This is a genomic window from Streptomyces sp. NPDC048270, from assembly GCF_040652335.1.
In the GTDB taxonomy this organism is placed as follows: Bacteria; Actinomycetota; Actinomycetes; order Streptomycetales; family Streptomycetaceae; genus Streptomyces.
Map to the genome: position 1 here is coordinate 109,921 of NZ_JBEZLV010000003.1, position 25,398 is coordinate 135,318.

General features: G+C 73.9%; 18 protein-coding genes. 11 read left to right on the forward strand and 7 right to left on the reverse strand.

The window, feature by feature from the left end:
* The first annotated feature begins 13 nt into the window (after positions 1–13).
* Positions 14–409: a superoxide dismutase, Ni gene (gene sodN / locus AB0D66_RS03805; RefSeq protein WP_136215065.1), complete on the forward strand. Its 396-nt coding sequence runs from the start codon at positions 14–16 to the stop codon at positions 407–409.
* Positions 410–536: 127 nt separating this feature from the next.
* Here sodN and AB0D66_RS03810 read toward each other — a convergent pair whose 3' ends face one another.
* On the reverse strand, positions 537–725 hold the full coding sequence (locus tag AB0D66_RS03810; RefSeq protein ID WP_030709801.1) for a DUF6104 family protein: 189 nt from the start codon (positions 723–725) through the stop codon (positions 537–539).
* 130 nt (positions 726–855) lie between these two features.
* Between AB0D66_RS03810 and AB0D66_RS03815 the strand changes: the two genes are divergently transcribed.
* From AB0D66_RS03815 to fxsT, 7 genes are all read left to right on the forward strand, one after another.
* A complete protein-coding gene (locus AB0D66_RS03815) occupies positions 856–2,916 on the forward strand; it encodes a trypsin-like peptidase domain-containing protein (RefSeq protein WP_362296132.1) in 2,061 nt (686 codons plus the stop codon).
* A 22-nt stretch (positions 2,917–2,938) separates the two neighbouring features.
* Positions 2,939–3,961, forward strand: a complete 1,023-nt coding sequence (locus AB0D66_RS03820) for a MoxR family ATPase (protein WP_362296135.1) — start codon at positions 2,939–2,941, stop codon at positions 3,959–3,961.
* Positions 3,962–3,967: 6 nt separating this feature from the next.
* Entirely contained in the window at positions 3,968–7,540 is a 3,573-nt protein-coding gene (locus AB0D66_RS03825) for an SAV_2336 N-terminal domain-related protein (protein ID WP_362296138.1), read from the forward strand.
* Positions 7,541–7,639: 99 nt separating this feature from the next.
* The gene (gene fxsA, locus AB0D66_RS03830) at positions 7,640–7,840 is read left to right on the forward strand and encodes an FxSxx-COOH cyclophane-containing RiPP peptide (RefSeq protein WP_069921917.1); all 201 of its coding nucleotides are present in this window, start codon (positions 7,640–7,642) and stop codon (positions 7,838–7,840) included.
* A 153-nt stretch (positions 7,841–7,993) separates the two neighbouring features.
* Entirely contained in the window at positions 7,994–9,241 is a 1,248-nt protein-coding gene (locus AB0D66_RS03835) for an FxsB family cyclophane-forming radical SAM/SPASM peptide maturase (protein WP_362296142.1), read from the forward strand.
* Positions 9,238–10,494 (forward strand): HEXXH motif domain-containing protein, encoded by a 1,257-nt coding sequence (locus tag AB0D66_RS03840; RefSeq protein ID WP_362296145.1) that lies wholly within the window; start codon positions 9,238–9,240, stop codon positions 10,492–10,494. The genes AB0D66_RS03835 and AB0D66_RS03840 overlap by 4 nt, the downstream gene beginning before the upstream one ends.
* Before the next feature lie 73 nt (positions 10,495–10,567).
* Positions 10,568–13,579: an FxSxx-COOH system tetratricopeptide repeat protein gene (fxsT, locus tag AB0D66_RS03845; protein ID WP_362296148.1), complete on the forward strand. Its 3,012-nt coding sequence runs from the start codon at positions 10,568–10,570 to the stop codon at positions 13,577–13,579.
* Between the two features lie 416 nt (positions 13,580–13,995).
* Here fxsT and AB0D66_RS03850 read toward each other — a convergent pair whose 3' ends face one another.
* A complete protein-coding gene (locus AB0D66_RS03850) occupies positions 13,996–14,208 on the reverse strand; it encodes a hypothetical protein (RefSeq protein WP_362296151.1) in 213 nt (70 codons plus the stop codon).
* Positions 14,209–14,492: 284 nt separating this feature from the next.
* Between AB0D66_RS03850 and AB0D66_RS03855 the strand changes: the two genes are divergently transcribed.
* Entirely contained in the window at positions 14,493–15,338 is an 846-nt protein-coding gene (locus tag AB0D66_RS03855; protein ID WP_362296154.1) for a helix-turn-helix transcriptional regulator, read from the forward strand.
* Between the two features lie 14 nt (positions 15,339–15,352).
* Positions 15,353–15,931 (forward strand): class IV adenylate cyclase, encoded by a 579-nt coding sequence (gene cyaB, locus AB0D66_RS03860; RefSeq protein ID WP_362296157.1) that lies wholly within the window; start codon positions 15,353–15,355, stop codon positions 15,929–15,931.
* Between the two features lie 201 nt (positions 15,932–16,132).
* Here the strand turns inward: cyaB and AB0D66_RS03865 are convergent, their stop codons facing one another.
* The 4 genes from AB0D66_RS03865 to AB0D66_RS03880 all read right to left on the reverse strand — a co-directional run bounded on the left by AB0D66_RS03865 (position 16,133) and on the right by AB0D66_RS03880 (position 23,981).
* Positions 16,133–20,008, reverse strand: a complete 3,876-nt coding sequence (locus AB0D66_RS03865; protein ID WP_362296160.1) for a multifunctional oxoglutarate decarboxylase/oxoglutarate dehydrogenase thiamine pyrophosphate-binding subunit/dihydrolipoyllysine-residue succinyltransferase subunit — start codon at positions 20,006–20,008, stop codon at positions 16,133–16,135.
* A 259-nt stretch (positions 20,009–20,267) separates the two neighbouring features.
* Positions 20,268–21,347: a HAMP domain-containing sensor histidine kinase gene (locus AB0D66_RS03870; RefSeq protein ID WP_362296164.1), complete on the reverse strand. Its 1,080-nt coding sequence runs from the start codon at positions 21,345–21,347 to the stop codon at positions 20,268–20,270.
* Positions 21,344–22,084: a response regulator transcription factor gene (locus AB0D66_RS03875; protein ID WP_069921921.1), complete on the reverse strand. Its 741-nt coding sequence runs from the start codon at positions 22,082–22,084 to the stop codon at positions 21,344–21,346. The genes AB0D66_RS03870 and AB0D66_RS03875 overlap by 4 nt, the downstream gene beginning before the upstream one ends.
* A 127-nt stretch (positions 22,085–22,211) precedes the next feature.
* Positions 22,212–23,981 carry a glycoside hydrolase family 3 N-terminal domain-containing protein gene (locus AB0D66_RS03880; RefSeq protein WP_362296169.1) on the reverse strand — a complete coding sequence of 590 codons (1,770 nt, stop codon included), beginning with the start codon at positions 23,979–23,981 and terminating at the stop codon, positions 22,212–22,214.
* A 136-nt stretch (positions 23,982–24,117) separates the two neighbouring features.
* Here AB0D66_RS03880 and AB0D66_RS03885 point away from each other — a divergent pair, with 136 nt between their 5' ends.
* Positions 24,118–24,837: a TetR family transcriptional regulator gene (locus tag AB0D66_RS03885; RefSeq protein ID WP_362296172.1), complete on the forward strand. Its 720-nt coding sequence runs from the start codon at positions 24,118–24,120 to the stop codon at positions 24,835–24,837.
* Here AB0D66_RS03885 and AB0D66_RS03890 read toward each other — a convergent pair.
* The gene (locus AB0D66_RS03890; protein WP_362296175.1) at positions 24,827–25,384 is read right to left on the reverse strand and encodes a hypothetical protein; all 558 of its coding nucleotides are present in this window, start codon (positions 25,382–25,384) and stop codon (positions 24,827–24,829) included. The genes AB0D66_RS03885 and AB0D66_RS03890 overlap by 11 nt on opposite strands.
* Positions 25,385–25,398 lie beyond the last annotated feature (14 nt).

The window sequence follows — 25,398 nt, forward strand, 5'->3', positions numbered from 1 at the left end:
GAGGACACACTCCATGCTTTCCCGCCTCTTCGCCCCCAAGGCGAAGGTCTCCGCCCACTGCGACCTGCCGTGCGGCGTGTACGACCCTGCCCAGGCCCGCATCGAGGCCGAGTCCGTCAAGGCCGTGCAGGAGAAGTACCAGGCCAACGACGACGCCGACTTCCGCGCGCGCGCCATCACCATCAAGGAGCAGCGCGCCGAACTGGCCAAGCACCACGTCTCGGTGCTGTGGAGCGACTACTTCAAGCCGCCGCACTTTGAGAAGTACCCGCAGCTGCACACCCTGGTCAACGACACCCTGAAGGCCCTCTCGGCCGCCAAGGCGTCCAACGACCCGGCGACCGGCCAGAAGGCCCTCGAGCTCATCGCCGAGATCGACCGCATCTTCTGGGAGACCAAGGCCGCCTGATCCGGCGCCCGGTCCCTCCGCCCGCGCCGCCCGCGGCGGGCTGAGACACACGAGAACGGCCCGACTGCCCACCGGCAGCCGGGCCGTTCTCATGTGTTCCCACAGGTGCGCCGTCCGCGCACGCCGCTCACTCGTCGGCGTCGTCGTCCTCGTCGTCCAGGCGGGCCAGCCAGGTGGCCAGGCGTTCCACCGGGACCTCGAAGTCCGGGTTCAGGTCGACGAAGGTGCGCAGCTGCTCGGCGAGCCACTCGAAGGTGACCTCCTCCTCGCCGCGCCGCTTCTCCAGCTCCTCGATGCCGCGATCGGTGAAGTACAAGTCGGGCTCCGTGCCGTGATGAGGATGTGCAGGGGGTGTTTCCCGCCAGGATAATCCGCGGCGCGGCAAGACCTCCCGCCCGCGGCGGCCGCGGCGCTAGCCTGGACGTCTCACGAGCTGGGGGGCGCGCATGACGGAAGGGCGCACGGCCGGCTCCGCGCGCGCCTTCGAGCTTCTGGAGCCCCTGGTCCAGGCGGCGACCGTACGCGTCCACGCCCCGCCGGACGGGTATGGAACGGCTGGGACCGGACCCACCTGGGGCAGCGGCTTCTTCATCGCCCCCGGCTGGGTCCTGACGTGCGCGCACGTGGTGGGGGAAGGGGGTGCTGCGGTGCGTCTGACGGGGCGCGAGGTCGGCATCACCTTCTCCTCCGGCGGCAACGGCGCCACCGGTACGGTCACCGGGCGCGTGGAGTGCGTCCTGCCCGAGCGGCTGGAGGAGCGGCGCCCCGGCCGCAGGGCCCTGTGGGACCTGCCCGACCTGGCCCTGATCCGGGTGCTGGCTCCCGTCTCGCACGCCTGCGTCTGGCTGACCGACCGCTCCAGGCCCCGCTTCGACGAGGTCGCCTACTTCGGCTGCACCGAGGACCTCGGCACGCCCGAGATCACCGGCCGCACCACCCGGCTGCGCGGCAGCGCGGGCCACGGAGCGGCCATCCGGCTCGGCGACGACGACGAGATCGAGCCCGGCATGTCCGGCGGCCCCGTGGTGGACCTGGTCCGCGGCGAGGTCGTCGGCGTGGTCAAGGCCCGGCGGCACGCCGGGGGCGGCGGGCTCGCCGTCTCCGTCGTGCAGCTGCGCACCCTGCCCATGCCCCTGCGCGGCCAGACCGGGCTCTACCGCCGGGTCATGCAGGCCCACGACCTGCACCACTACGACCAGCACCTCAGCGACCTCAACAGCCGCCGGACCTGGACGGACGTGCACGGCGAACTCCCGCCCGGGGAAGGGGACCCGTACGGCGGGCGCGGCCGGCTCACCCCCGGCGAGCGCACCACCCTGTGCGGGCTGCTCGCCGAACTGCCCCCGCCCGGCTCCTCGGAGGTCGTACGGGCCCTGGTGGAGGCGGCGCGCGGGGAGGAGCCCGAGCCGCATCCGCTGGCCCCGCTCAGCTGGCGCGACGGCCTGGGGCTGCTGCACGACCCGCCGGGCGGGGCGGGGGAGGCCGCGGCGATGCTCCGGTACGCGGCGGACGTGAGCGTGGCCGACTACCGCGAGCCGCCGACGCCGGGCGCGGACGAGGAGCTGTGGGACTGGGTGCGGGCCACCGCCGAGCGGCTGTGGCGCCCGCTGCGCCGGGAGCTCGGGGAGCGGCACGAGCGGGGACTGGCCGAGCGGGAGCGGCGCCGGCGCGCCTCGGCCGGGCGCGCGGTGCGCGGCCCGGTGCGGCCGTCCGGCGGGCTGCCGTCCGGGGCGTCGGTGCTGCTGGAGGTGTGGGCGCACGGCTGGGAGGACGTCTACGACTGGCGGGTCTCGGTGCTGGCCGGCCCGGAGCGTCCCGGGCGGGTGACGCCGGTGGAATCCGGGGTGCGGGCCACCGAGGCGGGCCTGCCGGAGGTGTTGCGGGCCCCTCTCGCGGAGTCCTTCCGGCGCTGCGACACCCACGAGGCCGCGGCCCCGCTTGAAGTGGCGGTCGCCCCCGAGCTGTTCGGGCTCGCGGTGGACGAGTGGGTGCTGGTGGGCAGGGTGCCGGTGGGGGTGCAGCGGCCGGTGGTCTTCCGCCACCCGGCGGGGAACCCCGGGCCCGCCGCGGCCGCCCGGTGGGCCCGGGCGCAGACCGGGCCGCTGCTGGACGAACGGGCCGACTGCGTACGGGGGCGGCCGCGCAGCCCGTCCGCGGCCTGGCTGGCCGGCCTCCCCGACAACACCGTGCCGGTGCACTGCCGCGCGGCGGCGGTGGAGCCCACGCTGGGCTCGCTGCACGCCGTGGGGGACGCCGGGTACGGGGTGGTGGTGTGCCGGCGGCCCCCGGCGGATCCGGGGGTCTCGTGCGCGCCCTTCCACCGCGGGCTGCGGGAGGAACTGGCCGACGCCGGGCGGGCGGAGGTGCTGCCGCTGCGGCTGCAGGCGCTGCGGGGGCGGGCGTACGGGGCCGACCCGGACGCGTACTGGTCGGCGGGGGCCGCCCTCGTCTGGAACGACCCTGCCCGCGCCCTGCCCGAGGACGAGCCGCTCCAGGGCGACCTGTGACCGGCAGGAGGGAGCAGCACCCATGAACGACGAATGGCTCATATACCGCGGTGTCGGCGAGCCCCACGACGGGATCGAGGCCCTGCCCGACCCGCCGCCGTGGCGGGACTTCGACGGCGGGCCCGTGGGGGAGGCCGGCGGCCCGGCCTCGGTGGCGGACGGGAACGTCGCCCGGCGGCTCGGGGCCCACCGGCAGGCCGCCGAGCTGCACCGGCCCGAGCCGGAGGAGCTGGAGGCCATCAACGCGGCCCTGTACCTGCGGCGGCCGCTGCTGGTGACCGGCTTCCCGGGCACCGGCAAGTCCACCCTCGCGCACGCCGTCGCGCACGAGCTGAAGCTCGGGCGGGTGCTGCGCTGGCCGGTGGTGTCGCGCAGCGTCCTCCAGGACGGGCTGTACCGCTACGACGCCCTGGCCCGGCTCCAGGACGTGCAGCTCGCGGCGAGCGGCGGGGCGACGGGCGGGGCGCCGGGTGGGGCGACGGGCATCGGGAAGTACATCCGCCTCGGTCCGCTGGGCACCGCCCTGCTGCCCACCGCGCGCCCCCGGGTGCTGCTCGTCGACGAGCTCGACAAGAGCGACATCGACCTGCCGAACGACCTGCTGAACGTGCTGGAGGAGGGCGAGTTCGCCCTCCCCGAGCTGGAGCGGGTGGCCGACACCGAGCCCGAGGTGCAGGTGCTCACCGACGACGGGGCCAAGGTGACCGTCCGGGGCGGCCGGGTGCGCTGCCGGGCCTTCCCCTTCATCATCCTGACCAGCAACGGGGAGCGCGACTTCCCCGCCGCGCTGCTGCGCCGCTGCATCCAGCTGAAGCTCGGGCAGCCCGGCGAGAAGCGGCTCGCCACCATGGTCCGGGCCCATCTGGGGGAGGAGGCGGCCCAGTTGGGCGCCGACCTGATCCGCGAGTTCCTCAGCCGCTCGCAGTCCGAGCTGGTCGCGGCCGACCAGCTGCTCAACGCCGTCTACCTGACGCACTACGCCGCCCCGCCCACCCGGGAGGACCTCGCGGACCTGCTCATCCAGCGCCTCGACCGCCCGAGGTGACGGGCCGTGCCGCCCGCCGGAGTGCCCGGCATCCGTGAACTGGTCGTGCTGCTGCGCGGGGCCGGGCTCGATCCGTCCGCCGAGGAGCTCGCCGACGCGCTGTGGCTGGCCGCGCGGATGGCCCGGCCGGAGCCGTCCGCGCCGGATGCGGAGGCGCCCCTGGCAGAATCGGAGGCTGAAGATCCGGTCAGGCTGCCCGAGGGTCCCGAGCGGGTAGAACCGGAGACCGAGGAACCGGTCAGGCTCTACGCCCCCGGGCCGCGCCGGGCGGGCGAGGCGGAGGCGGCGCCCACCGGGGAGCCGCCCGGTGAGCGCGGTGTGCCCGTACGGGTGCCCGCGGCGGCCGCGCTGCCCCGCATCCTCGAGATCCAGCGGGCCCTGCGGGCCCTCCAGCGGCACCGGCCGCCCGCCCCGCCCACCCGGACGGTGCTCGACGAACCGGCCACCGCCGAGGCCAGCGCCCGGGCCCTCGGGCTGGTCATCCCGGTGCTCCGGCCGGAGAGCCGGCGGGAGGCCACCGTACGGCTGGTGATGGACGCCTCGCCGTCGATGGCGGTGTGGCACGACATGTTCGAGGAACTGCGCTCCGTGTGCGAGCGGTTGGGTGCCTTCCGGGACGTCCAGGTGCACTACCTGCACCGGCTCCCCGACGGCACGGCGGCCCTCGGGCGCGGCCCCGTGCCCGGCGCCGGCCTGCGCTCCGGGGACCAGCTGCGCGACCCCACCGGCCGGGCCCTGACCATGGTGGTCTCCGACTGCGCCGGACCGCTGTGGCGGGAGGGCTCGGCACACCGGCTGCTGCACCGCTGGGCCGAGTGCACCCCGTGCGTGGTCGTCCAGCCGCTGCCCCAGCGGCTGTGGGGCCGCAGCTGGCTGCCGACCGAGCGCGGCACGCTCACCCGGATCGAGGGCAGCGGAGGGAAGCTGAAGTTCCGGTCGGACCGGCCGCCGCTGCCCGGCCGCCCCACGGGAGGCCTGACCGTCCCCGTGCTGCCGCCCAGCGCCATCGCCCTCGGCGCCTGGGCCCGGCTCGTCGCCGGGCTCGGCACCGGGCCGGTGCCGGCCGAGGTGGGCCGGGTGTCGGCCGCCCATCCGGCCGCGCCCCTTCCGCCGCCCCGCGCCGTACGCCCGCCGCGCGAACTGGTGGCCCGCTTCCGGTCCTCGGCCGCGCCCCGCTCCGTCCAGCTGGCCGTGTACCTGTCGGCGGCCCCGCTGACGCTGCCCGTCATGCGGCTCGTGCAGCGCACGATGCTGCCCGACTCCGAACCCTCGGACCTGGCCGAAGTCCTGCTGAGCGGCCTGCTGCGGCGCAGCGCTGACACTCCCGGCCAGTGGTACGAGTTCGCCCCCGGGGTGCAGGACGTACTGCTGGGGCCGCTGGGGCGGGACGAGGCCGCCCTGGTGCTGAAGCACTGCTCGGAGTATGTGCTGGCCCACTTCGGGCGGGGGGTGCGCAACTTCCCCGCACTCGCCGTCTCGCAGCTCACCGGAGCACCGCCCGCCGAGGCCGAGGACGGCCCGGACCTGAACACGGCTCCGGCGCCCGGCACGGGCCCCGGGCTCGTGCCGGGCGACGCCGAGCGGGTTCCCGCCGGGCGGCTCCCGCAGGCCTTCGCGCAGGTCTCGGCCAAGGTCGTACGGCGCTACCTGCCCGGCTTGCCGGAGGAGGGACCGCCGGTGCGCGAGTCCGCCACGCCCCCGCCGCCGCCCGCGAGAGCCGGCGCGGTGCGCGCCGCCCGGGAACGGCTCGCCGACGCGGACCGGGACCGGACCGGCGACACGGACGGGGACGCCCGGGCGCTCTACGAGGCCGTGGCCGTCCTGCGCCGCGCGGTCGCCGCCCCCGCCGGGCCCGGCGACCCGCCGGAGGAGGCCGAGACCGAACTGGCCGGCGCCCTGCTGCGGCTGTGGGCGGCGCAGCGGGACCCGGAGCTCCTCTCCGAGGCGGAGCGGACCCTGACCGGCCTGAGCACGCCCCCGGCCCGGGCCGTGCACGGCCGGGTGCTGTACGAGCGGGCGCTGGCCGGCGAACCCCGGGCGGACCTGCTGGCCGCCGCCGACCGGGAGTTCGCGGCGGCCGCCACCGCCTCCGGCGACCCCGGACTGCGGCGGGACTGCGCGGTGCGGCGCGCCGAGACCCTGATCCGGCTGAGCGTGCTGCGCGAGGACCCGGGCGCGCTGCGCGAGGCGCGGGCCGCCCTGGAGCCCGTCACCGGCGCCGCCGGCGACCCGGCGGCCCACCCCGAGCTGCAACGGGCCCTGGGCCGCGTCCTGCTGGCCCTGCTGCCCCACACCCCGGACCCGGCCGAGCGCACGGCCGTGGCCGCGGAGGCCGCGGCCCGCCTGGCCGTGACCGGCCCGGCCGCGGACGACGCAGCCGGGCGGGAGACGCGCGCCCGGACCCGGGTCGAACTGGCCGGGGCGCTGCGGTACCTGCCCGCGCGGCTCGAAGAGGCGGCGGGGGAGCTGCGGGAGGCCTTCGAGGAGGCGGGCGGGGACCCGGACCTGCGGGTGGCCGCCCTGGTGTGCCTGGCGCGCGTGCACCGGGCCCGGTACGAGCGGGACGCCGACCCGGTGGCGCTGGAGGACGCCGCCCAGGCGTACGGCCGGGCCCGCCGGCTGATCCCCCGGGACGCGGAGGCCTTCGGGGAGCTGCTGCCCGAGTGGGGCGACGTCCTGCTGGAGCGCGCCCGGGCCGCCGACGGCCGGGCCTTCACCGGAGCCGCCGTACGCGTGCTGCGCGAGAGCCGGGCGGCGGTGCCGCAGTCCGACCCGGGGGTGGCGCACCGGCTGCTGCGGCTGGCCGCCGGGCTGCGGCTGCGGCACGGCTACGAAGGGGACCCGGTGGACCTGCGGGAGGCGGAGTACCTGCTGGAGCTCGCCGTCCGGCAGAGCCGCAGCCCGCTGGAACGGGCCGGGGCCTGGCGGGACCACGCGGACGTGCAGCTGGAGATCCACGGGCACACCCGGGCGGCGGACCGCCTGGACCGGGCGGCCGACTCCTACCGGCGGGCCTGGCGGGCCGCCCTCGAGGCCGACCGCGACGAGCGCCGGGACCTGGCCGTGGAGCTGGCGGCCCGCGTACAGGAACTGCGCGGGGAGGTACTGGAGCGGCTGGCCCGGCCCCGGGCGGCCCTGGACGCCTACCGCTCGGCGCTGGAACTGTGGGCGCGGCTCGGCGGCGGGGGCGCGCAGGAGAGGCCGGAGACCGGAGCCGAGGAGCGGCCGGCCGGACCGCCGGAGGGCCGGCACGACGGCCTGGACGGCGGGCTGGACAGCGGCCCCGGCGGGTCGGACGACGGGCTGGACAGCGGCCCCGGCGGGCCGGACGACGGGCTGGGCGATGACCCGGGCGGCGGGCTGGGCGCCGAGCTCGGCCGCGGGCTGGGCGGCGGCCCAGGCGGCGGCCCGCGCGGCGGACGTCCGGACGGACCGCCGGCGGGCCGGTCGGCGAGACCGTCGGAGGGCCGGTCGGGCGGCCCTGCGACGGTCCCTCCGAGCAGGGCTTCGGGCGGGCAGGCGCAGGGGCGGGCCGAGGCGCTCGCCGAGCGGATCAGAGCCCTGGAAGCGGCTCTTTGAGCGGCTTTGCGCCCCCGGTGCCGCCGTTTCCGGGCGCCGGGGGAGGGGAAAGGGCAGTGGACCATCGAACATGCGACGCAACAGGGGGACCGGCGGCCCATGGTGACGAAGGATCAGGACCTGGCGGTGGCGGCCCAGGCCCACAAGTGCCCCGCACGGCTGCCGGACCTCTCCGGACTGGATCTGGCCGCGCTGCGCGGGATCGACCATCCCGTGCTGGCCCAGGTGATCGAGGGCATGGTCGAGCGGGTCACGCACCCGGCCGAAATCCTGAACGCCTTCGACTCCGGCGTCGATTGACCGGGCGCGCCACCCGGCCCGCCCGAGTTGCGGCGCCCGCAGCCCACTTGACCACTTTCCGCCGTTAGCCGAGGCCGTCCGGAGGGCAGGGATGCACCGTCCGCAGGGGGCGCCTCCCTGCGGTGACCGGGGGCGGGGGCGGGAGGTACAGCGATGAGGCACACCCACACGAGCGCGGCCGGGCAGCCCGCGCACCGCACCCACGCGCCCTGGCCCTACACCCGGCTCGACGTGCCCGCCCTGCGCGCCGCCGGACACCGGCCCCACCCCGTACGGCAGTTCGTGCTCAAGACGCGCAGCCGCTGCAACCTCGCCTGCACCTACTGCTACGTCTACGAGATGGCCGACCAGGGCTGGCGCGCCCAGCCCACCGCCATGGACCCCGCCACCGCCGCCCGCGCCGCCGAGCGGATCGCCGAGCACGCCGCCGCCCACGACCTGCCCCGCGTCGACCTGGTGCTGCACGGCGGGGAACCGCTGCTCACGTCGCCCGCCGGGCTGGCCGGGCCGGTCGACGCCGTCCGGGCCGCCGTGGCCGCGGCCGCCCCGCGCACCCGCGTCACCGCCACCGTCCAGACCAACGGCACCCTCCTCACCCGCGGCCGTCTCGCCGCCCTCGGCGCCGCCGGGATACGCGTCGGCGTCAGCCTCGACGGCGGGCTCCCCGCGCACAACACCCGGCGCGTGGACCACGCCGGCCGCCCCGGATTCGGCGCCGCCGCCCGCGGCCTGCGGCTGCTGGCACGGCATCCGGACAGCTACGCCGGGGTGCTCTGCGTCATCGACCTCGCCCACGACCCGGTCGAGACGTACGAGTCCCTGCTCGCCTTCGCCCCGCCCACCCTCGGGCTGCTGCTGCCGCTCGCCAACTGGAGCTCGCCGCCGCCCGGCCACCACCCGCCCGGCACCCCGTACGCCGACTGGCTCCTCGCCGTCTTCGAACGCTGGTGGCACGACGGGCTGCGGCGCACCCGGATCCGCGTCTTCGAGGAGATCATCGCCCTGCTGCTCGGCTTGCCCGCCGCCACCGAGACCCTCGGGCTCGCGCCCGCCGCCACCGCCGTCATCGAGACCGACGGCTCCATCGAACAGGCCGATTCGCTGAAGTCCGCCTACGAGGGCGCCGCCGCCACCGGCATGACCCTGCGCACCCACAGCTTCGACCAGCTCCTCGACCACCCCGGCTTCGCCGCCCGCCAGCTCGGACTGGCCGCACTCCCCGACGGCTGCCGGGCCTGCGAACTCGTCGAAGTGTGCGGCGGCGGGCACTACCCGCACCGCTACCGGGCCGGCGAGGGCTTCCGGCAGCCCTCCGTGTACTGCGCGGACCTCCAGGTCCTGATCCGGCACATCGCCGCGGCCGTCGCGGGCGCCGCCCGCCCCCCGGCGGTCGCCTCATGACCGCCGCCCTCACCTCGTTCACCGTCTCCTCCCGCACCCTGCGCGCCCTCGCCTCCACCGAACCCTGCGCCGAGGGCACCCGCCTGGTCCGCGACGTACGCCGCTCCAAGCGCCTGGTCCTGCTGCGGGCCGTCCTCGACGCCGCCCCCGGCGCCCGGGCCGGGGAGACCGCCGACCACTGGGCCCTGCTGGAAGCGGCCGAACGCCACGCCCCGGACGCCGTGCGCGACGTCCTGCACTACCCGGCCACCGGAGTGTGGGCCGAGGAGACCCTGCGCCGCCTGCACGCCCCGTACGGGCCCCCGCCGGACCTCGGCCACCTCGGAGCCCTCGCCGTCGCCGCCGCCCTGCGCGCCCGGATCGCCTTCACCCACACCCTGCGGCCCCAGCACGGCCGCCTCGTCCTGCCCACCCTCGGACTGCTGCGCCCCGAACGCCCCGGCCCGCTCGCCCTCACCGAGCGCTCCTGGGACCCGGAGGACCCGGCCACCCTGCCCCTGCACCCCCTCCCCGGAGGGCGCACCGCCCTCGACGACCTCGACCCCTACCGGGCTCCCGGCCCCGCCCGCCCGGCCCCCGTCCGCCCCGCCCGCCGGCTCACCCCCAAGGGGCACAAGCGCTGGGACACCCAGTGGACCGGCGCGCTCACCCTGCTCCAGCGCTACGACACCGCCCGCGCCGAGGAGACCGTCCGCCTGCTGCGCTCGGTCGTACCGCTGGCCGGCGGCTCCCGCTCCAGCGGCGCCACCCTGCCCGCGGCCGCCGGCTCCGTACTGGCCCGCGCCCAGGCCCCGCCCGCCCTGGCCGCCACCCTCGTCCACGAGGTGCAGCACGGCAAGCTCACCGCCCTCGCCGACGTCCTGACCCTGCACACCGCCGACCGCACCCCCCGGTACTGGGCCCCCTGGCGCACCGACCCCCGCCCGCTGGAAGGACTCCTGCACGGCGCCTACGCCCACCTGGCCCTGGCCGGGTACTGGCAGCGCGCCGCCCTCTACGGCGCCCGGGGCGCCTGGGCCCAGCACGCCCGCACCCGCGCCCAGGTCGCCGCCGTACTGCCCGTCCTGCGCAGCCACGAGCAACTGACCTCCGCCGGGCGGGAGTTCACCGACGCCATGGCGGACGCCGAGCGGGCCATGGACGAGCTCCCGCCGCCCGGGGACCAGCACACCACCGCCCGCCGGGCCGTCGACCGCGAGCGCCGCACCTGGTGCGAGGCCCATCCCGAACTCGTCCCGTTCGTACGGGCTTGAGGGGCTTCGCCGGGGGCCGTGCTGCGGTACCTTTCAAGCCCGTCCACTGCCCGGATTTCAGGGAGACGGCCGCATGACCACCGGTAGTCGGCAGGAACAGGGCTCCACCGCTGGACCACAGCGCTTCGTCATCAGCTTCGCCGGGTTCAACCGGCCCTGGGCCGTGTGGATCGCCCACCGCCTGGAGGAACACGGCCACCGGGTCGCCCTCCAGCGCTGGGACCCGCAGAACAGCCCCGGCGTCGCCGAGGCCCTCGACGACCTCGCCCGCTCCGGCAGCCGGGTCCTCCTGGTCCTCAGCGAACGCTACTTTTCCGCCGGAACCCATGCCGACATGCAGGACGCGGCGTGGAATACCGCCCTGCGCACGGTCACCGACCGCCACCCCGACCGGTTCGCCGCGGTCTGCCTCACCGACGCCCCGCTGCCCAGCGCCGTGGCCGTACTGGAGAAGACCGACCTGTGGGGCCTGGACGCGTACGAGGCGGAGTACCGCGTGCTGCGCCGCCTGGAGCTGCCCACCGACCGCATCGGCACCGAGACCGGCCGCCGGGGACCCCGCTTCCCCAACGACCCGCCCGAGATCTGGGGCCGGGTCCCGCGCCGCAACCCCCGCTTCACCGGCCGCAACGACGTCATCGGCACCCTGCGCGCGGCGCTCACCGAAGCCCCCGCCGGCGCCTCCACCGTCACCCTGCTCGGGCTCTCCGGCGTCGGCAAGACCCAGGTCGCCACCGAGTACGCCTACCGCTTCGCCTCCGAGTACGACATCGTCTGGTGGGTCCCCGCCGAGGACCGGCCCACCCTGCGCGAACGCCTCGCCGACCTGGCCCCCGCGCTCGGCCTGCCGCGCGGCGCCGGCAGCTACGGCGAGCAGATCCGGGCCGTCCTCGAAGCGCTGCGGCGCGGCTCCCCGTACGGCCGCTGGCTGATGGTCTTCGACGGCTGCGACAACCCCGACGACCTCACCGACCTGCTGCCCTCCGGCGCGGGCGACGTCATCATCACCTCGCGCAACCGCGAATGGGCCTCCCGCCACACCAGCCTCGTCGAAGTCCCCCTCTACGCCCGGCCCGAGTCCATCACCTTCATCCGCCGCCGGGCCCTGCGGCTCACCGCCGCCGAGGCCGACCAGCTCGCCGAGGCCCTGGAGGACTACCCGCTGGCCCTCGACCAGACCGCCGGCTGGCTCGCCGACTCACCGCTGACCGTCGGCGACTACCTGGCGCTGCTCCAGCGCCGGCTGGACTCCCGCGAGGCCGTCACCGTCTCCGACGACTACCCGCTGCCCTTCCCCACCGCCCTGGCCATACTCCTGAACAACGTCCGGGAGAACTTCCCCGACGCCCTCGCCCTGCTGCGGCTGTTCGTGTTCTTCGCCCCCGGACCCGTACCGCTGCGGCTGCTGCGCGAGTTCCCGGCCGACGACGTGCCCGAACAGCTCGCCGGGCTGATCAACGACCAGATCCGGTGGAACGCCGCCCTCAACAAGCTCGTCCAGTTCTCCGTCGTCCGCCTGGAGTACTCCGACCTGCCCGTGGAAGAGGGCGGCGGCGGGCTGGAGACCGTACAGCTGCACCGCATGGTGCACGGCATCGTCCGCGAGAACCTCTCCGAGGACGAGGCCGAACCGCTCGCCCGCGCCGTCCGCCAGGTCCTCGCCGCCGCCGACCCCGGCCGGCCCTCCGACGCCCGGCTGTGGCCCCGCTACGCCGAGCTCATCCCCCACCTGACCACCTCCGGGGTGCTGACCAGCGGCAACCCGCGCATCCAGAACTTCCTGCTCCAGTGCCTGCGCTACCTGGTCCTCGCCGGGGAGTACCGCACCTGCCTGCGGCTGTGCGAGGAGACCGACCAGGCCTGGCGGGCCATGCTCGGCGAGGACCACCCCAAGGTCCGCGAGCTCAGCTACCAGTACGGCGGAGCCCTGCGCAACCTCGGCCTCTTCCGCAGGGCCGAGACCCTCACCAGGGCCGTCGCCGACCGGATCACCGGCGAGCGCGGCGAACGCGACCTGGAGACCCTGCGCGCCAGCAGCGCGTACGGCGGAGTGCTGCTCTGCATCGCCAAGTTCGAGCCCGCCCGCGAGATCTTCGAGCACTGCCTGGCCACCTACCGCGACCTGCTCGGCGAGGACGACTCCACCACCCTCGGCGCCCAGAACAACCTCGCCGCCACCTACCGGCTGCTGGGCCGCTACCAGGACGCCTACGACCTCGACCTGGACACCCTGCGCCGCCGCGAGCGGGTGCTGCGGCCCCAGCACATCTCCACCCTGTCCTCCGGCATCGCCTGCGCCATGGGGCTGCGGCTGATGGGCCGCTACCGGGAGGCGCAGACCCGGCAGGAGCAGGGCGTCAAGCTCAACACCCAGGTGCTGGGGCTGGGCCACCCGCAGACCCTGCGCGCCGAGCACAACCTGGGGCTGTGCCTGCGCCGTTCGGGAGACATCCCCGGCGCCGGGCTGCGGCTGCGGACCGTGTGGGAGCGGGCCACCCGCGTCTTCGGGGTGGACTACCCGTGGACGCTGATGGTGGCCTCCGACTACGCCACGTACCTCCGCGAGTACGGGGACATCGGCGAGGCGCGCCGGATCTCGGAGGACGTGGTCCGCGGCTACCAGTCGCAGCTGGGCCTCGCCCATCCGTACAGCATCGGCACGGTCGGCAACCTCGGCCTCGTCCTGCGCGCGCAGGGCGAGCGCGCGGAGGCCCTGTCCCTGGCCGAGCAGGCGCTGGTCGGCATGCGGGGCGCGCTGGGCGACCGGCACCCCTGGACGCTGGGCTGCGCCCTCAACGCCACCGGGCACCGCAACATCACCGGGCGCCTGGAGGACGCGCTGTCCCTGAGCCGGGACACGCTGCGCGCGGCCGAGCAGGTCCTGGGCCCGGACCACCCGATGACGCTGAGCGCCCAGATCGCCCTCGCGGCCGACCTCCGCTCGGTCCGGGAGGACGCGGAGGCGGGCAAGCACGAGGACGCGGGCATCAAGGGCCTCACCCGCACCCTGGGCCCCCAGCACGTCCACACGGTCGCCGCGAAGCAGCAGACCCGGCCGTACTGGGACTTCGAGCCGCAGCCTTAGGGGGGTGGGGGCGGGGTTTCGGCTGGGCTCGATCAGGGAGGGTTTGGGGGTTTCCCGTCAGTCCCATCGTCCTTCCGCGTCGGGGCGGTCCCTCAAGAGCGCTCCTTCGTCGCGTCGCTTCGCGATGTCGCTGCGCTCCACTCTTGACCGACCACCCCGCCCCGGAAAGACAAGGACTGCCGGGAAGCCCCCAAAGGAACGGTCCACTGGTTCCCGGCCAGAGCCAGGGGGCATCAGCGACCGGTTCGCTGGTTCCCGTTTGCCGTGCCTCCGCCCGGGCCGCCGGGAGGGGCCCGGGGGGCGGCGGGCGCCCCAGATCGCTACGCGCTCCTGCCGCTTGGCGTCCGCAGCCCGTCTTGGGTGGGACATAGGCCACCCATGACGGGGTGCGCGTCAGGATGCGTTGCGCCTGAGGATCAGTCGGCGGGCGCGACGCTGCCCACCGCGGTCGTGAACTCGCGACCGGTGGCGCCCCGGATGTACGCCAGTTCCACCCAGTGCTCGCGGACGGCAGAGTCCGAGACGTTCTCGTTGATCACGGCCATCAGCTCGCCCTCGGCCCCGGACGCGATATCGCGGACACGGCGGCGCAACAGGCGGTGCGGCACGTACGCGTACCGCTCAGCCATCGGACCACTCCTCGATGGAAGCGATGAAGCGTTCCCAGCCGACGCGGGCACGGTCGAAGAGGTCCTGGCTGAGGCCGGCGCCGGCCTCGGGGCTTGGCAAGGGGCTGTCCGGAGTTTCACGGGCGTCTGGAGTCATCGGCGGGCCTTCCGGATCTGGACGAGTTGAGGTCGCGCGGGCGCATGGACAGCATCCGGTGACTGTGCGTACAAGCTCGATACCCGCGCGGTAATCTCACGGTGGGATGATTTCCCATCTCGCAGGAGGATGAGGGGAGTAGTCGACCGTGAGCACACCGCTCGTGCCGACTTCCCTGCCCGACTGGGCGTGGGAGCGCGCTGATGTACGCCAAGCACTGCGTGCGCGCGATGTGGGGGCGGTGTTCCGGTGTGTGCAGCAGTACGGCGGAGCCAGTCAGGCGCGCATCGCCGCAGCGGTCGGTATGACCCAGGCGCGCGTGAACGAGATCATCAATCGGCGCCGTGAGGTGTCGCGCCTCGATGTGTACGAGCGGATCGCCGACGGGCTGAACATGCCTGACGACGCCCGCCACCTCCTCGGATTGGCGGCCGGTCGTGAGCGGCGCTCCGGTGGGGCGGCGTTCGACCTCGCGGCGTTTCCCGAGGTGGTGCGGGTCTACTCCGCGCAGGCCTCCGCGCGGGCGGAGATTCAGCAGCAGGTGCGGGGTGCGGCGGAGTTGGACATCCTCGCTGTGCGTGGACTCGGCTTGATCGGGCTGAATGATTCGATGCTGCGCGCCCACCTGGGGCGTCAGGGCGGCGGTCTCCGAGTGCGTGTGCTCCTGCTCGACCCCGAGGCGCCGACTCTCGCCTTACGGGCCGCTGAAATCGGTGAGTCTGCGGAGTCTCTCGCAAGCGGTGTGCGGCTGGCCGAGGTTCGGCTCCGTGAGCTTGCGGGGATCTGCGACATCGAGGTGTACCGGTACGGCATGCTGCCGACGTGGCGGTTGATCCGGGCTGACTCCACGATGTTCGTCGGGGCGTTCGACGCAGGTTGGGAGGGGCACGAGCCTGCCACCTACAAGGTGATGGAGACGCCGCACGGCCCGTTGTTCAGGGGGTTTCGGCGCATGTTCGAGGCCATCGTCAGGGACGCCGCGCGTACGGTCTGAGAGGGGACTGGCGGATGATCGAAGCGGAGCTCAAGGCGTGCGTGCGCGTGCCGGAGGAGACGCTGCGCCGGCTGGAGGAGCGAGGCGTGGGCCGGGCCGAGGTATACCAGGACACCTACTACGACACGGTAGAGGGGGCGCTGGAGGCTCGGGACGAGGAACTCCGGGTCAGAACGGTGCACGGGGTGGACGAGACGCGCACCGTCCTCACGTACAAGGGCGCCCCGGTGGATGAGGAGTCCGGGTCGAAGCCGGAGCACGAGACGCGCGTGGAGGACGCCCAGGCTGTGCATGCAATGCTGCGCGGCCTCGGGTATGTGCAGGCTGTCGCGTTCGAGAAGAGGTGCAGGAACTACGCGTTCGAGGCGCGGGGCCGGCAGATGCTCGCCACCTTGGTCCGCGTCCCCGAGCTGGACGGGACGTTTCTGGAGCTGGAGACCCTGGTCGAGGAGAAGGACGTACCGGGTGCCCTTGAGGATGTTCGTGAGGTTCTGACCGAACTCGGCATCTCCGGAGTGGATCTGACGCGTGAGCAGTACACCGCTGCGGTAAAGGCGCGTCGTCGCGCCGGGGCTGTGAGCCCCACTGTGTGACGGGGTCTGCGGCGGCCCGGGCCTCGGGGGCGTCTGCGCGAGGTGGCCGCCAAGACCGCGACACCCACCAGCGCGGAAACCAACGCCGGATGAAGGAGCCTCGGCTCACCCCGGAGTGAGGGGTCGTGCGCTGGACGGCCGGAAGGCCCGGCTCCCGTGAGGGGGCCGGGCCTTCCGTGTTGCGTCAGCTCCGCGCAGCGGCTACGCCTCGAAGACCTCGTCCAGGAGGAGCTGCTGCTCCGCCTGGTGGCGCTTGGCCGAGCCGACCGCCGGGGAGGAGCCGTGCGGGCGGGAGACGCGGCGCAGGCGCTCGCCGGCCGGGACGTCCGCGCCGACCGCCAGGTCGAGGTGGTCGATCAGGTTGAGGGCGATGAAGGGCCACGCGCCCTGGTTCGCCGGCTCCTCCTGGGCCCAGATGTACTTCGCCGCGTTCGGGAACTTGGCGATCTCCGCCTGGAGTTCCGCCCCCGCCAGGGGGTAGAGGCGCTCGATGCGGATGATCGCGGTGTCGGTGATGCCGCGCTTCTCCCGCTCGGCCTCCAGGTCGTAGTAGACCTTGCCCGCGCAGAAGACGACCTTGCGGACCGCGTTCGGGTCCACCGTGCTGTCGCCGATGACCGGACGGAACGAACCGGTCGTGAACTCCTCCGCCTTCGACGCCGCGGCCTTCAGACGCAGCATCGACTTCGGGGTGAAGACGATCAGCGGCTTGTGGTGCGGGTTGTGGACCTGCCAGCGCAGCAGATGGAAGTAGTTCGAGGGGAGGGTGGGCATGGCCACCGTCATGTTGTCCTGCGCGCACATCTGGAGGAAGCGCTCGGGGCGTGCGGACGAGTGGTCCGGGCCCTGGCCCTCGTAGCCGTGCGGGAGGAGGAGGGTGACGCCGCTGGTCTGGCCCCACTTCTGCTCCGCCGAGGAGATGAACTCGTCGACGACGGTCTGCGCGCCGTTGACGAAGTCGCCGAACTGGGCCTCCCAGAGGACCAGCGCGTCCGGACGGGCCAGCGAGTAGCCGTACTCGAAGCCCATGGCCGCGTACTCGGAGAGCAGCGAGTCGTAGACGTTGTAGCGGGCCTGGTCGTCCGACAGGTACTGCAGCGGGGTGTAGTCCTCGCCGGTCTGACGGTCGATGAGGACCGCGTGGCGCTGGCCGAAGGTGCCGCGGCGGGAGTCCTGGCCGGACAGCCGGACCGGGGTGCCCTCCATCAGCAGCGAACCGAAGGCGAGGGTCTCGCCCATGCCCCAGTCGATGGTGCCCTCGTCGATCATCGCCGCGCGGCGCTGCAGCTGCGGCAGCAGGCGCGGGTGCACGGTGACGTGCTCGGGGACGTTGACCTGGGACTCGGCGATCCGCTTCACGACCTCCTGGGAGATCGCGGTGTTCACCGGGACGGGGAACTCCTGCGCGGTCTGCGCGGGAGCCACCGGGGCGCCGGCGGCGGGCTGCGTGGCGGCCTCGCGGACCTCCGCGAAGACCTTCTCCAGCTGGCCCTGGAAGTCCTGGAGCGCCTGCTCGGCCTCTTCCAGCGTGATGTCGCCGCGACCGATGAGGGACTCGGTGTACAGCTTGCGCACCGAGCGCTTCTTGTCGATCAGGTCGTACATCAGCGGCTGCGTGAAGGCCGGGTTGTCGGACTCGTTGTGGCCGCGGCGGCGGTAGCAGATGAGGTCGATGACCACGTCCTTGTTGAACGCCTGGCGGAACTCGAAGGCCAGGCGGGCAACGCGGACGACCGCTTCCGGGTCGTCGCCGTTCACGTGGAAGATCGGCGCCTCGATCATGCGGGCCACGTCGGTCGCGTACATCGAGGAACGCGAGGACTCCGGGGCGGCGGTGAAGCCGACCTGGTTGTTGATCACGACGTGGACGGTGCCGCCGGTGCGGTAGCCGCGCAGCTGCGACATGTTCAGCGTCTCGGCGACGACGCCCTGGCCGGCGAAGGCCGCGTCGCCGTGGAGCGCGAGCGGGAGGACCGTGAAGTCGGTGCCGCCCTTGTTGATGACGTCCTGCTTGGCGCGGGCGACACCCTCCAGGACCGGGTCGACCGCCTCCAGGTGGGAGGGGTTGGCGACGAGCGAGACCTTGATCTGCTCCCCGTCCAGGCCGGTGAAGGTGCCCTCGGCGCCCAGGTGGTACTTGACGTCGCCGGAGCCGTGCATGGACTTCGGGTCGAGGTTGCCCTCGAACTCGCGGAAGATCTGCGCGTACGACTTGCCGACGATGTTCGCGAGCACGTTCAGGCGGCCGCGGTGGGCCATGCCGATGACGACCTCTTCGAGGCGGGCCTCGGCGGCCGAGTCGATGACGGCGTCGAGCAGCGGGATGACGGACTCGCCGCCCTCCAGCGAGAAGCGCTTCTGGCCGACGTACTTCGTCTGCAGGAAGGTCTCGAAGGCCTCCGCCGCGTTCAGGCGGCGCAGGATGCGCAGCTGCTCCTCGCGCTCCGGCTTGGAGTGCGGGCGCTCGATGCGGTCCTGGATCCAGCGGCGCTGCTTGGGGTCCTGGATGTGCATGAACTCGACGCCGGTGGTGCGGCAGTACGAGTCGCGCAGCACGCCGAGGATGTCGCGCAGCTTCATCATCGACTTGCCGGAGAAGCCGCCGACCGCGAACTCGCGCTCCAGGTCCCACAGGGTGAGGCCGTGCTCGGTGATGTCGAGGTCGGGGTGCTTGCGCTGCTTGTACTCCAGCGGGTCGGTGTCGGCCATGACGTGGCCGCGGACCCGGTAGGAGTGGATCAGCTCGAAGACGCGGGCGGCCTTGGTGACGTCGTCGTCGTGCGAGGCGTCGATGTCCCGGTTCCAGCGCACCGGCTCGTACGGGATGCGCAGCGCCTCGAAGACGTCGTCGTAGAAGCCGCTCTCGCCGAGCAGCAGGTTGGCGACGATGCGCAGGAACTCGCCGGAGGCCGCGCCCTGGATGACCCGGTGGTCGTAGGTCGAGGTCAGGGTCATGACCTTGGAGATGCCCAGCTTGTTCAGGGTGTCCTGCGAGGTGCCCTGGAACTCGGCGGGGTAGTCCATGGAGCCGACGCCCATGATGACCGACTGTCCGGGCATCAGGCGGGGCACGGAGTGCACGGTGCCCAGGCCGCCGGGGTTGGTCAGCGAGACGGTGACGCCGGTGAAGTCGTCCATCGTCAGCTTGCCGACGCGGGCGCGGCGGACGATGTCCTCGTAGGCCTGCCAGAACTCGAAGAAGTTGAGGGTCTCGGCCTTCTTGATGCCGGCGACGACGAGCTGGCGGTCGCCGTTGGCCTTCACCAGGTCGATCGCGAGGCCGAAGTTGACGTGCTCCGGCTTGACCAGGGTCGGCTTGCCGTCCTTCTCCGCGAAGGAGTTGTTCATCGACGGCATGGCCTTGATCGCCTGCACCATCGCGTAGCCGATGAGGTGGGTGAAGGAGATCTTCCCGCCTCGAGCGCGCTTGAGGTGGTTGTTGATCACGATGCGGTTGTCGAACAGCAGCTTCACCGGGACGGCGCGGACGGACGTGGCCGTCGGGACGTCGAGGGAGGCGTTCATGTTCTTGGCCACCGCGGCAGCCGGGCCGCGGAGCGTCACCAGTTCCGGGCCCGCGGGGGCCTCGGTGGCGGGCGCGGCCTGCTTGGCTACGGGAGCGGGGGTGGCGGGCGCGGCCGGTGCGGCGGCCGGGGCCTGGGAGGTGACAGTCACAGCAGGGGCACCAGAGGGGGTGGCAGGAGCAGGGGCAGGAGCTGGCACGGGCGTGGGCGCGGGGCTCGGGGCGGCAGGGGCCGCGGCGCGCGCCGCCCCCGTGGCGGCGGCGTCGACGGCCTGCGGAGCCGCGGCGACGGCGGGGGCGGCCTGTGCGGAGGCGCCGTCCGTCGTCGGGGACTTCTTCGGCTCTTCGGCCTTGACCGGAGCGGCGATGCCCCCCGGCTTGTAGTCGGCGAAGAAGTCCCACCAGGCCCGGTCGACCGAGTTCGGGTCCTGGAGGTACTGCTGATAGATCTCGTCGACGAGCCACTCGTTGGCACCGAAGCCTGAGGCAGGGGTCTTCCCGCCCTCTGCTGCTTCGGTCGTGGTGCTCGGGTTACTGGGGGACTGTGGCGACACGGCGGCAACCGCCCTCTTCCGCTTCACAAGGTATGGACAGCGGGAATAAAGGCTACGCCTCCTCGGCCGCGACATGCAGACCGGGCGGGACATCCGTCGCGTAGGTCACATCGAACGGCGGGTTTCGCTGCCTGGAATGGCGGGAAACAAGCGTGGTTCGGGTAGGGGGCACCGTGGTTGCGGCCCCCTTGGCTTCGCACCCCTGACGGACCCCGGGTACGTGTGGCCGAGATCATGTCCTTCCCACTCGAACCCTACGTCAACGCGGCGCCTGCGAGCTGCCCGGAAGCGTGACAAGGATGCGGCAGCCCCGTGACGATTCGGCCACGCCGATATGCCCTCCGTGCAGCTGCACGGCCCAGCGGGCGATCGCCAGGCCCAACCCGGTGCCGCCGTCCCCGGCCCGTGCGCTGCCCCGGTTGAACCGCTCGAAGACCCGGTGCCGCTCCGCCTCCGGGATGCCGGGGCCCTCGTCCCGGACCTCCAGCGCCAGCGAGCCCGGCGCGTCGCCGGCCCGGGCGCGGACCGTGACCCGGCCGTGCGGGGGGCTGTGCTTGACCGCGTTGTCGATCAGGTTCGCGACGACCTGGTGCAGCCGCTCCGCGTCCGCGTGGGCCGTCAGCTCGGGCGGGAAGACGTCCAGGTGCAGGTGCACGTCGTTGCGCGTGTGCCCGCCCGAACCGGAGAGCAGGCCCGGCCGTCCGGCGGCCGCCAGCCCCGACTCCTTCAGCACGCCCGAGAGGTACGGCCACACCTCGAAGCGGCGGGCCTTCAGCGGGACCACCCCGTTGTCCACGCGGGACAGGTCCAGCAGGGTCTCCACGAGGCGGCCGAGGCGCTCGGTCTGCTTGAGCATCGTGCGCATGGTCTCCGGATCGGCGGCCGAGACCCCGTCCACCACGTTCTCCAGGACGGCCCGCAGTGCGGAGATCGGCGTGCGCAGCTCGTGCGAGACGTTGGCGACGAGCTCCTTGCGGTGCCGGTCCACCGCCTCCAGGTCGTCCGCCATCAGGTTGATCGTCGAGGCCAGGTCGCCCAGCTCGTCGCGGCGCCCCGCCTCGCGCACCCGGCGGGTGTAGTCGCCGTGGGATATCGCCCGGGCCACCCGCGTCATGTCGTCCAGCGGCGCCGTCAGGCTGTGCGCCACGAACTGGGTGATCAGCATCGAGGCGATCACCGAGAAGACGGTGATGAACCGCAGCTCGGTGTCCGTGCGCAGGGCGACCAGCAGCAGGCCCGTCGTGATGAAGACCGAGACCACCACGAGGGTGCCCAGCTTCGTCTTGATCGAGAACGGCGAGAAGGGCCGCAGCCCCGGCCCGGGGTGCCGGCCGCTCATGCCTGCGCCGGTGTCTCCAGGGCGTACCCGACGCCGTGGACGGTCCGGATCCGCTCCGCCCCGATCTTCCGCCGCAGGGCCTTGATGTGGCTGTCGACCGTACGGGTCCCGGAGGCGTCGGCCCAGTCCCACACCTCGGCCAGCAGCTGCTCCCGGGAGAGCACCGCCCGCGGGGTCCCGGCCAGGCACACCAGCAGGTCGAACTCGGTCGGCGTCAGGTGCACGTCCTCCGCCTGCACGCGGACCCGGCGCTGCGCGTGGTCGATCTCCAGGTCGCCCAGCCGCAGCGTGGCCCCGCGCGGGGTGTGCGCGGCCTGTGTGGCCCGTTCCACACGCCGCAGCAGGACGTGCACCCGCGCGGCGAGCTCGCGGATGGAGAACGGCTTGGTCATGTAGTCGTCCGCCCCGACCCCGAGGCCGACCAGCAGGTCGGTCTCGTCGTCGCGGGCGGTGAGCATCAGCACCGGGACCGGCCGCTGCGCCTGGACCCGGCGGCAGACCTCCAGTCCGTCGAAGCCCGGCAGCATCACGTCCAGGACCAGCAGCTCGGGCAGCCAGCTCTCGGCCGCTGCGACGGCGGCAGGGCCGTCCGCGGCGGTCTGGACCTGGAAGCCCTCGGCCCGCAGGCGCGCCGCGATGGCCTCGGCGATGGTGTGGTCGTCCTCGACGACGAGCACGCGCCGCTGGGCGCCGGGGGTCGCCGAGGCGCCGTTGTGGGTGGTGTGTGTCTGTTCCATGTCCCGGTCCGCCCCTGAAGATCTGCGTGGTGGGGTGCAGCGTAGAGGAGGCACCGGCCTGCGGCTATGCGGGGTTCGGACAGGGCATTTGTGCTGATGATCCGGGTTGGGGGAGGGATGTACCGGCCTACAGGGACAGCCCGTGGCCGTGTGCGAACACCGGGTCCTCGGTGTCGTTGGGGACGTCGGGGCGGGAGGCTTCGACGGCCTCCATGGAGCGCGGGAGCTCGAACGGGAGGCGACCTTCGGGGACGGCCCGGCCGAAGGCCACGTCCAGCAGGGCGGCGTCCGAGGCGCCGTAGTCGGCGATCAGGGCCGCGGCGCGCGCCGCGATCTCCGGGATGACGGCGGCCCGTTCCAGGTTGATGCAGACCAGGGTCGGCACCTGGTCGAGCAGGGCGAGGATCCCGGCGAGCTCGGGCTCGGGGAAGGCCAGCGAGCCGGAGTGGAAGAAGGACTCGAAGATGTTCTCCCTCGGCTCGTACGGGGTCCGCAGGCGCAGCACGGCCAGGTCGGCGGCGGCCGGGTCGGCGACGACCTCCCCGTACTGGGCGGCCACGGCCTCGTCCACGTTCCGCACGTAGAGCTTGTGCGGGGGCTCCGACTTCGCGGAGAGCGGAATAAATCGCTCCGGATTTGTCAGAACGGTCAGCGAGCGGCGCTGGGCCGCCGCGCCCAGGGCGGTGAAATCGGCGCGCCCCACCGTCTCCTGCGCCGCGTCCGGGTCGACGTACGGGTTCTCGAAGAGGCCGAGGCGGAACTTCTCGCGCAGCAGCCGCCGTACCGACGCGTCGACGCGGGACTCCGCGACCCGCCCGGAGCGGACCAGCTCCACGACCACCTCGGGGCACTGCTCGCCGCCGAACTGGTCGCAGCCGGCGTCCAGGGCGCGCGCCGCGCGCTCGGCGACGCCCAGGTGCTCCAGGCCCCAGGCGCGCGCCGGGTGCGTCTGCCCGAAGATCGAGGAGTCGGTGAGCAGGCCCCAGTCGGTGCACACGACGCCCTCGAAGCCGAGCTCCTCGCGCAGCAGGCCGGTGACCACGCCCTTGTTGAAGCCGAAGCCGACCTCCTCCCAGTCGGTGCCGATCGGCTGGCCGTAGTACGGCATCATCTGCGCGCATCCGGCGGCGACCGCCGCCCTGAAGGGCTCCAGGTGGTGCTCGCGCATCCCGCCCGGGTAGACCTGCTCCTTGCCGTGCGCGAAGTGCGGGTCCTCGCCGTCCTTCTGCGGGCCGCCGCCCGGGAAGTGCTTGACCATGGCGGACACGGACGCGGGGCCGAGCTCGGGACCCTGCAGGCCGCGTACGTACGCCCGCACGAGCTCGGCGGTCAGCCGGGCGTCGGAGCCGAAGGTGCCGGTCTGGCGGGCCCAGCGCGGTTCGCTGGCCAGGTCGATCTGCGGGTGCAGGGCGACGCGGAAGCCGACGGCCAGGTACTCGCGGCGGACGGTGTCGGCGAACCGGAAGACCAGCTCCGGGTCCCCGATCGCGGCCAGTCCCAGGGCCTCGGGCCAGGCGGAGAAGGCGCCGGAGTTGAAGGAGGCGCCCACGTTGTCGGTGAAGGCGTGGCGCGGGTCGGTCGAGAGGGTGACCGGGATGCCGAGCCGGGTGGCCGCGGCCATCTCCTGCACGGCGTTCTGCCACCGGGCCATCTCGCGGGCCCCGTGGCTGCCGAGCAGGTTGAAGTGGGTCAGGAGCCGGTCCCCGATCAGCTCGGGGGTGGTGAAGGGGAGCATCGAGCCGTCGGTCTCGGTGACCGGGCTGCCGTCCGCGTTCATCATCAGCATGGAGTGGAAGAGCTGGCCGGCCTTCTCCTCCAGCGTCATCCGGGACAGCAGGTCCTCCACGCGCCGGTCCAGGGGGAGCGAGGCGTCTTTGTAGGCGGGGGTCGCGTTCATCGGAAGGCTCCTGGGAGGCGGGGAGGACCGGGTGCCCCAACGTAGACGCGAAAACCGTGTACCCACTAGGTTTTCGAAAGTGACCTGGATCACTCCGTTCCCGTGGTCCCGGACGCCCAGGCCTAGGGTGGTGCGCATGGCACAGGACAAGGGGCGGGCGGCCCCGAAGGCCGCGGGCCGAGGGACCTACGCGGTGGGCGACGCCCGCCGGCAGAAGATCCTCGACACCGCGGTCGAGCACTTCGCGCGGTGGGGCTACCACGCCTCCTCGCTGGCCCGGATCTCCGCCGACTGCGGGATCACCCAGGGCGGCCTGCTGCACCACTTCCGCAGCAAGGAGGACCTGCTGCTGTCCGTGCTGGCGCAGAGCGAGCGGCACGACATCGAGCGGCTGTTCAGCCCGCCCGCCGGCTCGGTGGCCGCGCACTTCGCCACCGTCGTCGCCCTCGCCGCCGACAACGCGCGGCGGCCCGGGCTCGTCCGGATGTTCAACACCCTGGTCGGCGAGTCCGGCAACCCCGGACACCCCGCCCACGCGTACTTCCGGGAGCGCTACGCCCGCGTCCTCGGCTACACCGTCGACCTGCTGGAGGCCGGCGTCGCGCGCGGCGAACTGCGCCCCGGCACCGACTGCGAGGGTGTCGGCCGCGAGCTCCTCGCGGTCATGGACGGCCTGCAGATCCAGTGGGTGCTGGCTCCCGCCAGCGTGGACATGCCGGCCCGGCTGCACTCCTACCTGGACCGGCGGCTGCGGGAGGTCTCGGCCGACGGGGCGGGCCTGCCGGCCCCCGCCGCCACCCCCGCCCCCGACCGCTCGCCCGACCCCGACCGTGCCCTGCCGGCTCCTAGGCGGTGAAGGGGGGCAGCGCGTCCAGGACCTTCTTCAGGGCCGGGGCCAGGGCCTCCTGCTCGGCGGCCACCTCGAAGCCGCCGTGCACGAACGCGTAGGTGAACCCGTCGTACACCGTCGTATCGCCCGTGGCCATCCGCGGCAGGCGCGCGAAGTCCGCCTCCCCGAGCGCGGCGCGCAGGGCGGCGAGCCGCGCCTGCGGCAGCTTGCCGGCGCCCTCCGGCTCGGCCTTGGCGCCCAGCCGGGTCCACGAGCCGTCGCCCTTGACGACGAGGGTGTGGGTCCGGCCGGCGTAGCCGCCGCTGCGGGTGGCCCGGACCAGGGTCCCGGCCGGGTCCGGCGACGCGGCGGGGGCCGGACTCGCTGCCGTCGGGGCGGTCGCGGACGGAGCGGCGGGCGTGGGGCTCGCCGTGCCCGCCGCGTCCGCCGGCGTCTGCGGGCCGCTCGCGGGCGGCCGGCCGTCGACATCATCGGAACCGGACGGCCCGCATCCGGCGGCCGGAATCGCTGCCAGGACCGCCGCCGTCACCGCCACCACTCGGAACGCTCGCACACCCACCTCCGCAG